The organism is Pseudomonas sp. GW-45 (assembly GCF_056896675.1).
The window spans coordinates 2,369,431-2,383,448 of record NZ_CM167674.1; the positions used below are offsets into that span (position 1 = coordinate 2,369,431).

At 55.9% G+C, this 14,018-nt stretch carries 12 protein-coding genes; 3 read left to right on the top strand and 9 right to left on the bottom strand.

Features of this window, described 5'->3' with window-relative positions:
* Positions 1-76 precede the first annotated feature (76 nt).
* From AC1XYH_RS10745 to AC1XYH_RS10755, 3 genes are read left to right on the top strand one after another with little or no spacing between them, the layout of a single operon-like run.
* Positions 77-2,461: a heavy metal translocating P-type ATPase gene (locus AC1XYH_RS10745; RefSeq protein ID WP_483323188.1), complete on the top strand. Its 2,385-nt coding sequence runs from the start codon at positions 77-79 to the stop codon at positions 2,459-2,461.
* On the top strand, positions 2,458-2,847 hold the full coding sequence (gene cueR, locus AC1XYH_RS10750; RefSeq protein ID WP_483323189.1) for a Cu(I)-responsive transcriptional regulator: 390 nt from the start codon (positions 2,458-2,460) through the stop codon (positions 2,845-2,847). Before AC1XYH_RS10745 ends, cueR begins: the two co-directional genes overlap by 4 nt.
* The gene (locus AC1XYH_RS10755; protein WP_483323190.1) at positions 2,844-3,752 is read left to right on the top strand and encodes a LysR family transcriptional regulator; all 909 of its coding nucleotides are present in this window, start codon (positions 2,844-2,846) and stop codon (positions 3,750-3,752) included. The genes cueR and AC1XYH_RS10755 overlap by 4 nt, the downstream gene beginning before the upstream one ends.
* 25 nt (positions 3,753-3,777) lie before the next feature.
* Here the strand turns inward: AC1XYH_RS10755 and flgL are convergent, their stop codons facing one another.
* The 9 genes from flgL to flgD form a co-directional block, all read right to left on the bottom strand.
* Positions 3,778-5,037, bottom strand: coding sequence for a flagellar hook-associated protein FlgL (gene flgL / locus AC1XYH_RS10760; protein WP_483323191.1), 1,260 nt, complete (start codon positions 5,035-5,037; stop codon positions 3,778-3,780).
* Positions 5,038-5,196: 159 nt separating this feature from the next.
* Positions 5,197-7,164, bottom strand: a complete 1,968-nt coding sequence (gene flgK / locus AC1XYH_RS10765; RefSeq protein WP_483323192.1) for a flagellar hook-associated protein FlgK — start codon at positions 7,162-7,164, stop codon at positions 5,197-5,199.
* Positions 7,164-8,285 carry a flagellar assembly peptidoglycan hydrolase FlgJ gene (flgJ, locus tag AC1XYH_RS10770; protein ID WP_483323193.1) on the bottom strand — a complete coding sequence of 374 codons (1,122 nt, stop codon included), beginning with the start codon at positions 8,283-8,285 and terminating at the stop codon, positions 7,164-7,166. Before flgJ ends, flgK begins: the two co-directional genes overlap by 1 nt.
* A gap of 14 nt (positions 8,286-8,299) precedes the next feature.
* Complete coding sequence (locus AC1XYH_RS10775) at positions 8,300-9,400, bottom strand: flagellar basal body P-ring protein FlgI (protein ID WP_483323194.1); 1,101 nt, start codon at positions 9,398-9,400, stop codon at positions 8,300-8,302.
* A gap of 13 nt (positions 9,401-9,413) precedes the next feature.
* On the bottom strand, positions 9,414-10,091 hold the full coding sequence (gene flgH / locus AC1XYH_RS10780) for a flagellar basal body L-ring protein FlgH (protein WP_483323195.1): 678 nt from the start codon (positions 10,089-10,091) through the stop codon (positions 9,414-9,416).
* A 15-nt stretch (positions 10,092-10,106) separates the two neighbouring features.
* Positions 10,107-10,892 carry a flagellar basal-body rod protein FlgG gene (gene flgG / locus AC1XYH_RS10785; RefSeq protein ID WP_483323196.1) on the bottom strand — a complete coding sequence of 262 codons (786 nt, stop codon included), beginning with the start codon at positions 10,890-10,892 and terminating at the stop codon, positions 10,107-10,109.
* A 45-nt stretch (positions 10,893-10,937) separates the two neighbouring features.
* Positions 10,938-11,675: a flagellar basal-body rod protein FlgF gene (flgF, locus tag AC1XYH_RS10790; protein WP_483323197.1), complete on the bottom strand. Its 738-nt coding sequence runs from the start codon at positions 11,673-11,675 to the stop codon at positions 10,938-10,940.
* A 214-nt stretch (positions 11,676-11,889) separates the two neighbouring features.
* Positions 11,890-13,281 carry a flagellar hook protein FlgE gene (locus AC1XYH_RS10795; RefSeq protein WP_483323198.1) on the bottom strand — a complete coding sequence of 464 codons (1,392 nt, stop codon included), beginning with the start codon at positions 13,279-13,281 and terminating at the stop codon, positions 11,890-11,892.
* 36 nt (positions 13,282-13,317) lie between these two features.
* Entirely contained in the window at positions 13,318-14,001 is a 684-nt protein-coding gene (gene flgD, locus AC1XYH_RS10800; protein WP_483323199.1) for a flagellar hook assembly protein FlgD, read from the bottom strand.
* Positions 14,002-14,018: the final 17 nt, after the last annotated feature.

The following is a 14,018-nucleotide window of genomic DNA, read 5'->3' on the forward strand; positions in this document are numbered from 1 at the left end:
TCGACGATGACGCTGCTTGACCTTCACATGATGTCAAGGTTCATGCTGAGCTCATCAGCAACGTTGGAGAGCCCAGATGCACACTATTACCTTAAACCTTGACGGCATGAACTGCGGTAGTTGCGTCAACCGCGTTGAAAAATTATTGCTCGGCGTAACCGGCATTGAACAGCCCGAGGTCAACCTGGCTGCGACCACCGCTCGATTCGAGTTTCAAGCGGCCGAGAATGTGGTCGCAGTCAGCGCTGCGCTCGACAAGGCTGGCTACCCAGCAAAACGTGAAGAGCGGCAATTACAACTGCAAGGCATGAGCTGTGCCAGTTGCGTGCGTCGAGTCGAGCAAGCGCTAATGCAGGTAGCCGGCGTGCTTAGCGCCGAGGTTAACCTCGCCAGCCAACAGGTCCGGGTCATGCTGCTCAGCGGCAGCAATCATCAAGCGCTCTTGGATGCGTTGGACCGGGCCGGCTACCCCGGAAAATGGCTGGATGCCGAGCGCAAGAGAGGCTCGGAACAAACTGCCAGTTTGCGTAGAGAGTGGCACTGGCTGCTGTTGTCTATCGCCTTTACCCTACCACTCGCTATCGGCATGATTCCCGCATTGTTCGGTAACCATAACTTCATGCTGCCGCCCTGGTTGCAACTGGTATTAGCCTCCGTGGTGCAATTCATCTTTGGCGCGCGCTTCTACAAGGGCGCCTGGCATGCCATACGCAACCGCAGTGGCAACATGGATCTGTTGGTCGCTATGGGTACCAGTGCCGGCTGGGCGTTAAGCACCTGGCATTTTTTGCAGGCGGGGCCCGGCGAGATACCGGTGCTGTATTACGAAGCTTCAGCAACCATTGTCAGCTTTATTTTGCTTGGCAAGTACCTGGAGAACCGCGCCAAAGGCCAAACACTGGAAGCCATACGCGCGCTCAGTGCGCTGCGTCCGGATACCGCGCGGCGACGCACAACTGATGGTAAAGACGAAATCGTAGCACTGGAACAGATCGCCGTTGGTGACCTGCTGGTCGTTAGGCCAGGCGAGCGTATTCCGGTGGACGCAGAAGTGCGCGAAGGCAGTAGCCATGTGGACGAGTCGATGCTGACAGGCGAAAGCCTACCCGTCAGCCGCCAACCCGGCGACAGCGTCAGTGCCGGCTCAATGAACCAGGATGGGCTATTGCTACTGGATACGCGCGCCGTCGGCAGCGAAACCCGGCTATCGCAAATAGTTCGCCTGGTGGAAAGCGCGCAATCGTCCAAAGCACCGATACAACGATTGGTTGATCGTGTGAGCGCTATTTTCGTTCCCATCGTTATGCTGATAGCGCTGCTTACCTGGGTCATCGGCAGCTTACTTATCGGGCCTGAACAAGCTTTGCTTAACGCTATCGCCGTGTTGGTTATTGCCTGCCCTTGCGCGCTCGGACTCGCCACGCCCACCGCCATCATGGTTGGCACCGGTGTCGCCGCTAAGCATGGCGTCTTGATCCGCGATGCAGTTGCCCTAGAGCAGGCCCATCAGGTTGATATTGTGGTGTTCGACAAAACCGGCACGCTGACGCTGGGCCAACCGTCATTAACCGATTTTCAAGTATTGGATGACACACCGCGAGAGCAGGCCTTAGCCTGGGCGTTGGCAATACAGCAACAAGCTGAGCACCCATTAGCGCGCGCCGTATGCGACTACGCCGAAGCGCAGTCGGTAAGCTCGGCCGCGGCCAGTGATTTTCGCGTCAGCGCTGGCCGAGGTGCGCAAGGCCGACTGGAAGGGCAGCAACTCTGGCTCGGCAACAGCCGTTTGATGGCCGATCAAGGCATTGATCTATCTGCTTGGGATGCGCAGGTTAATGCCCAGTCCGCCAAGGGTGCGACGCTCTCTTGGCTGGCCGCAGACAATCCACCACGCGCGGTAGCATTGCTGGCGTTTTCCGACACTCTCAAACCGGATGCCGCTGCGGCGATTGCACGCTTGCACGCTGAAGGCATCAGCACTTTATTGCTTAGCGGCGATAACCAAGCCGCCGCAGAAGCAGTCGGCAGGCAACTCGGCATCCAACAGATAAGAGGCGGCGTACTACCGGACGGAAAAGCCCAGATAGTGCAAAGTTTACGTGCTGAGAACAAAGTGGTTGCCATGGTCGGCGACGGTATCAACGATGCTCCGGCACTGGCTGCCGCGGATATCGGCATGGCGATGGCCACGGGCACCGATGTGGCCATGCATAGCGCCGGTATCACATTGATGCGCGGTGATCCGCTATTAGTGCCTGCGGCACTATCCTTGTCGCGGGCCAGCTGGCGCAAAATAAGACAAAATCTGTTCTGGGCGTTCGTATACAACTGCGTGGGTATTCCGTTAGCCGCAATCGGTTTGCTGAATCCAATGCTGGCAGGCGCCATGATGGCCGCCAGCAGCGTGTGCGTCGTTAGCAACGCGCTACTGCTTAAACGTTGGAAACCGGAGGCCAAATGAACATAAGCCAAGTTGCTCAAGCCAGCGGACTGAGCGCGCGGATGATTCGCCATTACGAGAGCATTGAGTTGCTACCTGCCCCCACCCGGAGCGAATCGGGTTATCGCCAGTACAGCCAGCGCGACCTGCATAACCTGCGCTTTATCCACAGTGCGCGGCAGCTAGGTTTCAGCATGGAGCAGGTGGCGCAACTGTTGGCGCTTTGGCAGGACCGCTCGCGCAGTAGCAGCGAGGTAAAATTATTGGCACAACAACATCTGCAGGAGTTAGAGCAGAAGATCGTGGACCTTCAGGCCATGCGTGACACCCTGGCGGAACTCGCCCGTAGCTGCCAAGGCGACGACCGCCCCGACTGCCCCATTATCAACTCACTGGCGACCCCATGATCGAACAGCACCCGCTGGACCTGAAATCGCTACGCCACTTTGCAGCGTTAGTGGAACATCAAGGTTTTATCCGAGCCGGCGAAGCGATTGGTTTGAGTCAGCCAGCGCTGAGCCGCAGCATACAAACGCTGGAACATCGGCTGGGCTGTGCGTTGATCGTGCGGGGCGGCAAAGGTGTGGAGCTGACACCTCAAGGCCAACTGGTATTGGAGCATGCCAAACGACTGTTGGCCGGCAGCACTGCCATGAGAAACGCGTTGCGTCAGTTCAATGACCTGGAAGACGGTGAGCTACTCATTGGTGCTGGCCCCTTCCCCGCCGCCGACCTCTTGCCGCGCGTGCTGGGCCAGTTCAATAAGCTTTACCCCGGTGTGCGAGTCAGGCTGGACATTCAACATTGGGATGCCCTGCGCCGGCAGTTGTTAGCCGAAGAACTGGAAGTCTTTGTGGCGGATATCCGCGAATTAGAAGGCGACCCGTTGCTACAGGTAGAACCCCTGCAGCAGGAACCCAGCGTGCTTTTCTGTCGCCCCGGACATCCATTGTGCGGTGAACATAATCTGACGCCTGAACAACTGGCGCAGTACCCGCTGGCGAGCTTTCGTCTACCGGGTGTTATTAAACAACTATTGCATCGCACACTGCCGCGCGAAGAGCCGATGATTAGTTTGGAATGCGACAATCTGGACGTGCTCAAGCGCCTAGTAATGCATTGCGATGCCCTGAGCATCGCCAGCCGCAGCACGCTGGAGCAAGAGCTCACCGATGGTCGGTTGGCCCTGCTCGACTGGCCAATGCTGATGCCGGGCACTAGCTTTGGCCTGGTGACCCGCGTGCAACGCCCCTTGTCACCAGCGGCCATCGCCTTTATCGAAATGCTGAAAACGGCCGCCAAGCTGTACTGAGCAATCCAGCAGGCGGCTGAATAATCTAGAGCAAGTTGAACAAGGTCAGCCCGCTGATTTTGACAAAACTTTGTTGCGCGGCTTCCAGCACCACCGTCTGCAAACTGAGACGGCTTAACGCTTCGGCGTAATCGAGATCTTCCAATTCGGAGGTAACCGAGGTGTTGATCAGCGACAGCTCATCGTTCTGTACCTGCGTGGAGTCGATCACGTTCATCCGCGCACCAATAGTGGTCTGCACCTGTAACACGCTATTCATGGAGCTATCGAGGTTATCCAGGGTGATAGCAATAACATCGCGGCGATGTAACTTGTCTTCGCTGCTATCAGTGCTGGTCTCCAACGTTTTACGTAGCGTCGCAATGGTTTCCAGAATGCTGCGGGTTTCGCGCTTATCACTGGTAGGGCTGCTGTCGCCCGTAGCAATACTAAAACTGTCGCCAGCCGCTAACTCACCGTCCAACGTGACCGCCACGCCGGCATAACGAATGCTATAGCCACCGGTGTCATTTTCTTCCAACGCGCCAGTGACCGGCGGCACCAACGGCGTGCCAGTGCTGTCGACTATTTCATAGCTAGCAGCATCGGCGCCAATCACGATACTGACACTGCCTTGCGGGTAAAAACTGTCGTCGTAGTTGTTTTTGTTTTCCACTACGCCGAGCGAAATGCGCCCGGAGCCAGTGTTGGCCGCATCGGCACTGGTCAGCACGCGGTTGACGTTAGTCACATTAACGAACAGTTCCTTGCCATTGTCGTTCAACGCAACCGTCTTGGAGCCGGCGATCTGCACCGATCGCTGGCCTTCGTCGCCTTGATAGCTATAGCTGCCATCCGGGTTTTTAACAAAAGGCGCTTCTTTACTCTGATAACCTCCAAACAGATATTCACCGCGCGCATTGCGACTGTTGAACAGGTCGAGTAGCTCTTCTTCGCGCTGTTCTAATTCAGTTGCCAGCGCTTGGCGATCTTCAGTTGTCAGCCCACCGCCGCCCGCTTCCAGCGCGATTTCGCGTACTCTTTGCAATCCATTGTTGACCGAATTGAGAACCGCTTCTTCTTGCGCCAGGCTATTCGTCGCTGCCGTCATGTTATCGCTGTACTGCGCCAGTTTATTCGACTCTTGGCTCAGCTGTAGCAGACGCACAGTCGCCACGGGATCATCCGCCGGCGACAGAAGACGCTTACCCGAGCTGATCTGTTCTTGCGTGCGTGAAGCGTTGGCATAGTTGTCTTGTATGCCCCGCACGCCGCTGTTGAACTGTTGTATGGTGGAAATTCGCATGTCTTGTTACCCGTTAGCAGGCCGTCGAAACGCCGCCTGCGTTGCCAATACCGCGTTAAAAAGTGGCTGCAAAATGCTCATCTACCGCATATAAACACCGCGTTCTCAGCCAATTTTCATCTCGCCTTGGCTGCCTCACTTACGCTTTTCAACAACCTGCTAGCGAATACTGCTAAGCAATGTATCGAACAAAGAACGCGCAACTTGAATCACTTGAGCCGAGGCGTTGTAGTACTGCTCAAATTTGATCAGGTTAGCCGCCTCCTCATCCAGACTGACAGCGGAGACTGAATCACGGTTATTGGTTGCCTGTTGCAATACCGCGGCGCTGGATTCGGAATCGGTACGCGCCTGCGCCGTATAAGTCGCCACCCGCTGCACCAGATCGCCGTAGCCATCAACAAAAGACAAGCCGTCTGCGCCGTTGGCCTTCCCCAGTACCTTGGCACTCTGCAACTCAGACATCACCAGCGCATTGCGGTTGTCCGCTACACCGGTATTGAAATTGAGCGTGAAAGTATCCCCGTCCTTGGGTGTGCCACTCATGCTCATACTAAAAGTGTAACCACCAACGGTTAGCTCGACGCTGTTGTTCTGCCCGGGGGTAATCACCAACGGCGAGGGATTCAACGTGCCACTAGAGCTGGTCAGCTCTCCCGTAGCCGAGTCATAACTCAGATCTACCGGAAGCAACGTTTGCAGAGCAGCAGGATCGATAGGAGTCGGGCCGCTGGTTAACGTCGGCTGAGTAATGCTGCCGGTACCACGGTTATCCAAGCTCGCATCACTGCTAGCCGGCGCGGCGAAGGCCAGCTCCTGAGGCTCCTGCATCACCACATCAATATTGGCTGCAGCATAGCGAGTCGGGGTCAGCAGAAAGCGGTCGCCCGAAGTGATGCTGCCGGAATCCAGTTCTATGGTGAAACCATCCAGCTCCGGCGGCGGCGCACCACCCAGATTGTAAGGCCCGCTGACTTTGTCATCAGAGGTGCGACGCACTGTAAATTCGGTAGCGCTGCTGAACACCACCTCGTAGTCCGAGGTACTGAGCTGTGAGGTATCGCTGATCAGTATATCCAGCTTGGCATTGGGGTCGGTGTTGTTGACGCGCGCGCGGCTACGCCCGTCTACCAGCGCTTCATTGTTTATGTCGTTAAACAACAGTGAGCCAGCATTGCCATTAAGATCTAGCCCTTGGCCCAGCTGCTTGTTGGACTCATCGGCAATCGACAACGACAAACGGCCGATGGCATTCAGTGCTTGATCCAGCACGTCCTCTCGGTAGCGCATCAGACCACCCAACTCACCGCCACTGACCAGCGAGGTTATATCCTGCGTTGAACCCCCGCTCTTGAGCACTATATCAACCCGCGAAGGATCAGATGCTCCCGGGCGCACTGCCAGTGTGGATGCTTGATTGCCAACCACCAGCGGCTGCCCGGACCCGACGAACACGTTAATTTGGTTATCGTCTTGCGGTACAACGGTGATACCTACTAACTCAGAGAGCTGGCGCACGGCTTCATCCCGCGCATCCAGAAGGTCATTGGGCTGTGCGCCATTAGCCGCCGCCTTGGCGATGCTGTCGTTGTACTGGGCAACCGAGGTGGCCAGCCGGCTAGCTTGATCAGCCAAGGTGCTCATCTGTTGGCCAATAAATTGGTTCTGCCCTGCCAAGCTGCTCTGAACGGTATTGAAGCGCGAGGCCAAACCTTCGGCTTCGGAGAGAAACAGTTGCCGTGCCGGCAAGTTGGACGGATCTTCAATCGCCGTCTGCAAGGCATCAAAGTAATTTTGCAAGCCAGGTGTAATGCCGGTTGCGGCACCAGAGACGAGTGTATTGAGCTGTTCCATCTGCGATTGGAACGCATTGACCTCCGCGTTGGAGGAGGTGCTTGAGCGTACCTGATTAGTCAAAAATTGGTTGTAAATGCGGTCGACATCCACCACCTTGCTGCCGTTGCCCAGATAGCCGGCGCCGGTCAGCGATGGGACCTGCGAAGCCTGCACTGCGGTCTGCCGAGTATAGCCGGGGGTGTTGACGTTACTGATGTTTTGACCGGTAACCGATAGCTGCGTCTGCGCCGACTTGAGCCCGCTGAGACCGATGCCAAAGAGATCTGCCATTATGTCCTGCCTACGGCATCAGCCGTCGCTGTATTGTCGGCCAGTCGAGTGTCGGTTTCGCTGATCAGCTTGCGGGCGATTTGCGATACCTTGCTAGCGTACTGCGGGTCGGTTGCATAACCGGCCTGTTGCAGCTCGCGGAAGAAAGAATCCGGATTGGCTGTGCTGCTCAGCGCCTGCTGATAACGGCCATTGGTTTCCAGGAAACTGACGTAATCTTCAAAGCTCTGCTCCCAGGAGTCGTAACTACGGAAAGCCGCGCGCTCTTTGCCTTCTACGCCATTACGGTATTCGGTGGTCATCACGTTAGCGGAGTCGCCCTGCCAGCCGCCGTGTGACTTGATACCAAACAGGTTGTGACTGCTGGAACCGTCAGACTCCTTTATCACCGATTTGCCCCAACCCGTCTCCAGTGCCGCTTGAGCAACCAGGTAATGCGGATCAACACCCAGGCGCGCAGCCGCTTTTTCAGCCATCGGCAGCATAGTTTCAACAAACTCTCCGGCATTAGCGAAGCGTGTGCGACCGGCGCTTTCAGCGTTCACTACCTGCTCGGTCGTACTGCTTTGCGCGTTGCGTGAGGCTGCTTGCAGGGCGCGCAGCGGCTGCCAGTTCTCTGCAACGCTGCCGCTGTCACTGACCTTGCTATTCTGCGTGCTCTGGCCAGCGGTCTGCTGTGCGTGCCGCTCTGACCATTCACTGTAATGAGAAGAGATCGCCAACCGGCGACGCGCCAGCAGGGCAGATTGATCTACCCCCTCAACCGCTTTCGCGTTGTTGCCGGTAGTATCAGCGCCGGTGGCGGCCGTAGTGCTGTTCGGCGAAAGCTGACGCATCAATGTATCGGTCATGCCCAGCCCTTTGCTTTCGGCCAGATGTATCGACAACTGATTGTCGTACATATCCTGATAGTGCCGAGTCTGCGGCGTATTCAACGGGTTGCCCTCAGCAAACACCGCGTTGGCATCACGCATACTTTTGACCATCATGTTCACGAACAGCGACTCGAACTGCTCTGCCACCTTGCGGATATTCTCCGGGCTGTTGGCATTGGCGCCCAATTTCAGCTGATTCATGCTGTTCAGGTCGGTGTAGTTGAGACTATTGCTGTTGATGCTCATGCTGGCCTCCGGACTCAGATGATAACCAGATCGGCGTTCAAGGCGCCGGCCTGCTTGAGTGCTTCGAGAATCGCCATCAGGTCACCGGGGGCAGCGCCCACCTGATTGACCGCACGCACGATTTCATCCAGCGAGACACCCGGATTAAACACAAACATACGACTGTCGCCCTGATCGATATTGATCTGTGAGCTGGGCGCCACGACGGTTTGACCGCCGGACAGGACGCCGTCAGGCTGGCTGACGTTGATGTTCTCGCTGATGGTGACAGTCAGATTGCCGTGCGTGACCGCTGCCGGTTGCACCCGCACGTCTTGACCAATCACGATAGTGCCAGTCCGTGAGTTGATAATGACTTTAGCGGCGGCATTACCCTGGTCGATGGTCAGATTCTCGATCATCGCCATGTAATCAACCCGTTGGTTTGGATCAATGGGTGCGCGTACCCGAATGCTGCCGCCGTCTAACGCTTGCGCTACGCCTGGTCCGAATGTGTTGTTGATCTGGTCCACTACCCGCTTGGCAGTGGTGAAGTCTGCCCGATGCAAATTGAAAGTCAGGTGGTCACCGGAGTTGAACGGACTGGCCACCGCACGCTCGACCATGGCGCCATTAGGAATGCGGCCGGCGCTAGGGATATTAACGGTGATCCGCGATCCGTCTGAGCCTTCAGCACCAAAGCCACCGACCACCAGATTGCCCTGGGCAATCGCGTAAACCTCACCATCAATACCTTTCAGCGGTGTCATCAGCAGACTGCCGCCGCGTAAACTCTTGGCGTTACCGATAGAAGACACCGTGATGTCGATGGTTTGGCCAGGGCGTGAAAACGGCGGCAGGTCAGCATGAATCGCCACCGCGGCAACGTTTTTCATCTGAATACGCGTACCCGGCGGAACCGTAATGCCGAATTGCGCCAGCATGTTGGTAAAAGTTTGCACGGTAAATGGCGTCTGGCTGGTCTGATCGCCGGAGCCATCCAAACCTACTACCAAGCCGTAACCAATTAATTGGTTGCTGCGGACGCCGGCAATATTACCGATATCCTTCAGGCGGTCGGCCAGGGCCAGAGGGCTGGCCAATAGCAGGCATAAGCAGAGCGAAAAAAAGCGCATCTTGTCTCTCCTGTCAGAAAGGCCACAGTGGGCTGAGGAAGAACTGGTTCAACCAACCCGGCTGACTGGCATTGGCAAAAGCACCGGTACCGGAATAGGTAATCCGGGCGTCGGCCACACGGGTCGACAATACGGTGTTGTCCGGACCGATATCATCAGTACGCACCAGGCCGGAAATACGAATCAGCTCATCACCCTGGTTCAACGTGATCCACTTTTCGCCACGGATTGCCAGAATCCCATTAGGCAGCACCTCTGCCACCGTGACAGTAATGGAACCCGTCAGACTGTTGCTCTGATTAGCATCAGCAGAACCGTCAAATTCACGCTCGCCAGATAGGCTGACACCGAGATCCAAGCCTTTGAAACCGGCCACATTACCCAACAACGTCGGGTTAGCGATGGAGGCAGAGCTATCCTTGTCGATCTCATTCTCGGCAGTTTTCTGTGCAGCAGTCTGCTCGCTTAGGGTAATCGTGATGATGTCACCCACCCGGTGCGCTTTGCGGTCGTTGTACAAACTCATTTCAAAGCCGGGCTGATAGATCGAACCGTTGTTCAACTCCTGTGGCAACGGCGTGCGCGGCAGCACCGGAGCATAAGCCGGATCGTCGCGGGTGGGCGGCATCTGCACGCAGCCAACCAGACTCGCCATGCCGAAAAGCACCAATGCGTTACGCAACATGTTCATTGCCGATCACTCCCGTCAGAGGTTCTGACTGATGTACTGCAGCATCTGGTCTGCGGTGGAAATAACTTTGGAGTTCATTTCGTAAGCGCGCTGGGTGGTGATCATGTTCACCAGCTCCTCGACGACGCTCACGTTAGAGTTCTCAAGGGTGTTCTGCAGTACAGTGCCCAAGCCATTTTCGCCGGGGTTACCGGTTTGTGGCGCACCACTGGCGGCGGTCTCCAGGAACAGGTTGTTACCGATCGATTGCAGGCCAGCGGGGTTAATAAAGTCGGCTGTTTGCAGATTGCCCAGCTGCTGAATACCCGGGTCGCCGAACACCGAAATGCTGACGGTGCCATCTTCACCGATGGTCAGGTTCTGCACATCGTCAGGCAACACAATGCCGGGCTCCAAAGGAAAGCCGTTGGAGGTAACGATCTGGCCATCGGCGTCGAGGTGAAAGCTACCGTCGCGGGTATAACCCAAGTTGCCATCCGGCATCAGAATTTGGAAAAAACCACGACCATTCACTGCCATATCAAGCGGCTGCTCGGTGGTCTGCAGGGTGCCTTCGGTAAAGATTTTCTGGGTCCCTACTACTCGCACACCGGTACCCAGCTGCAGACCTGAAGGCAGCTGAGTGTCCTGCGTGCTTTGCCCGCCGGGTTGGCGCTTGACCTGATACAACAGATCTTCAAACTCGGGACGATCACGTTTAAAGCCGGTGGTGGACACGTTGGCCAAGTTGTTGGAAATCGTGGTTAGCATGGTGTCCTGAGCGGACAAACCGGTTTTGCTTACCCAAAGTGCTGCGAGCATGCTGTCTCTCCTCGCGTGTCAGTTAACTGACACTGCTATTAAACGTTAACTGATTTGCAGGACTCGATCGGATGCCTGTGCGTTTTCGTCTGCGGTGCGCATCATTTTCACGTGCAGTTCAAACTGTCGCGCTAGCGCCAACATAGAGGTCATTTCTTCGACGGCGTTGACGTTACTGCCTTCCAGAAAGCCGGTAGCCACCTGAACTGCCCCATCGGCAGGCTGCTCCAAGCCGTCGCCGCGCATCAAGCCGTCTGCAGCCTTACGCATGGTGCCCGGGTCAGGGTTGACCAATTTGATACGGTCAACTTCCGCCATGACGGTCGGCGCCTCACCCAGCGCACGAATACTGATGGTGCCGTCTGAGCCAATTTCGATTTTTTCTGCTGGCGGTATTGCGATCGGCCCACCGTTGCCCAACACCGGCATGCCGCTGCTGGTACGCAGAATGCCGAACACATCAACTTTAAGATTACCGGCGCGGGTATAGGCTTCGGTGCCATCGGGGGCCTGCACTGCAATCCAGCCCTCACCTTGCACCGCAATATCTAGCTCACGACCGGTCTCTTGCATGCTGCCAGCAGACATGTCGGTGCCCGGGCGCTCGGTCATGGCATAGGCACGCGTAGCAAAGCCGTCGCCATATACGGGCATGGAACGGGCCTGCTCAAAGTCCTTGCGGAACCCAGTGGTGGTGAGGTTGGCCAGGTTGTTGGCGTGCGAGCGCTGCGCAAGCGCGTTCTGGCTCGCGCCCGTCATGGATATGTACAGAGATTTGTCCATGCCCTTCTCCCGAATCAACTTACGCGACAAGGAATTGCCGCTTTTGCTCTTGATACAGAAGATAAAGCACGGATCATGCCATTAAATAAAAACCGAGATTTATATGTTTATTATCAAATAGTTAAAAATATAACCCAATAAAAAAGCGGCAATACCGGCAAGTTTAATTGCCGGTATTGCCGCTCGAATCACCGCCGAGGTATAAGCCGCTGGCTTATCTCAGATTGATGATGGTCTGGGTTACAGCGTCTTCAGTCTGAATGGTCTTAGCGTTAGCTTGATAATTACGCTGCGCGACAATCAGTTGGATCAATTGTTCGGAGATGTCGACGTTCGACGCTTCCAACGCACCCGACTGAATGCCACCGAGAGTACCCGTAGCAGGCGCACCAACCACCGGCTCGCCGGAAGCAAAGGACTGTGACCAAGCGGTATTACCCAGCGGGGTTAAACCCTGCTGGTTGGCGAAGGTAGCCAATACAACTTGCCCTTGCACCTTAGTCTGTCCATTGGTGTAGCGAGCCACCAACATACCTGACTGGTCTATTTCCAGGCCCGCCAGCTCACCCGTGGTAAAGCCATCCTGGGTCACGGAGGTCACTGCGAAACTGGAAGAGTACTGCGAAGAACCGGTCAGGTTGATGGCAAGACTACCCACTGGCGAATCAGCACCTGTTGGCTGACCTTCACTATCAAGTGGTGCCCAGCCGGTAACGTTGTAAGGCTGCGGCGACGTCAATTCACCTACGCTATTGAACTGAACGGCGTAGCTGCTGTTTGGCGTAAAGGCTGGATCCGCTGCCTGCACGCCAGTCTGCGGGTCACGACCGTCGATCAACACGTGCATATCCCAGCTGTTGGCGTCGTTCTTGACGAAATACTTGGTCAACACATGAGAGTTACCCAAGCTGTCGAATACGTTCACCGACGTAGAGCTATTATAAGAAGCCGAGTTAGTTGGATCGAATGTCGCCTGCCCTGCTGCCAATCCCGCCGCTTGCGCAGTAGCAATCTCTGCAGGAGTCGGACTGCCGGGGGTAGCTGCGGTAGCAATGGAGGTAGCATAAGCCGCATCATACTGCTGGGTAAAAACTGCCGGCCGCGTCTGAGTGGAGTTCAGATTCAGCGTGGAAGTAATACCCGTTGTGGCATTCGGATCGGCAGAGCGTGTGTCCACGCGCAGGTCCGTTTGAATACCCTGATTGATCTGGCCCGATACCGCGTTCACGCCAAAGCCCTGCAAACGCTCGCCGGCATTGTTGACGATATTACCCGCGCTATCGGTACCGAAATAACCTGCGCGAGTGTAGCTAAGAGCGCCCTCTTTGCTGGTTACAAAGAAGCCGTTACCGTTAATTGCCAAATCCAGGCTGTTTTCGGTAAAACCAATATTGCCCTGGGTAAATAGCTGAGCCGAATTAGCCAGCGCCACACCGCTGCCCTGAGCGTTACTGCCGGAGCCCAATACCGATGCCGCATAGACGTCGGCAAACTCGGCACGCGAACTTTTAAAGCCAACAGTGCCCGAGTTGGCGATGTTGTTACCGGTGATATTCAGATCGGATGCAGCCGCCCGGATACCACTCAAACCGATATTAAAACCCATGGTATTTCTCCTTACTCAGTCAGTGTCGGACGACTGTTATTTAATCGAGTAAACATTGGATAGACTGATACTGCCCAGCCCAGCCACGTTAAGCAGCAGCTCACCGTTCTCACCGGCACCCAGCGAAACACTGTCTACATTGGCTGGCAACAGCGTTGCCAACTGCTTGGTGGTGCCATCAATCGATGCATTAGCTTCGAAGGTATAAGCGCCGGGCGGCAAGATGTTGCCGCTGGAGTCCTGCCCATCCCAGGTAAAGTCATGCATACCCGCTTCGAGGCTTCCCATATTGATGGTGTCCACCAGGCTGCCGGAGCTGTCGAGCACCTTGATGGATACCGCGCCACTGTCACTTGGCAAGGCAAACTGCCCTTCCAGGCCGTTAGCGGTATCCACAATGGCCTTGTCCGAAGGCACTACCACTGTGCGGCCGACCATAGAAGATGCCTGCAGCGCTTGCGATGACTGATAACCGCTGAGCAGCGCTTCCATTGAGGTGTTCATATTCTCGATACCCTCAACCGTACTGAACTGCGCTAGCTGGGCGATAAATTCACCGTTCTCTTGGGGCGACAGCGGATCTTGATTGTTCATCTGCGCGACCAACAGCTCGAGGAACTGATCTTTGCCCAGATCATCACCCGTGGCGAAACGGTCTGATTTGATCTCGTACTGATCCAATACACTGTTGCCCACTGCCACATTATTGCTGACACTCATGATCTATAAATCTCCGT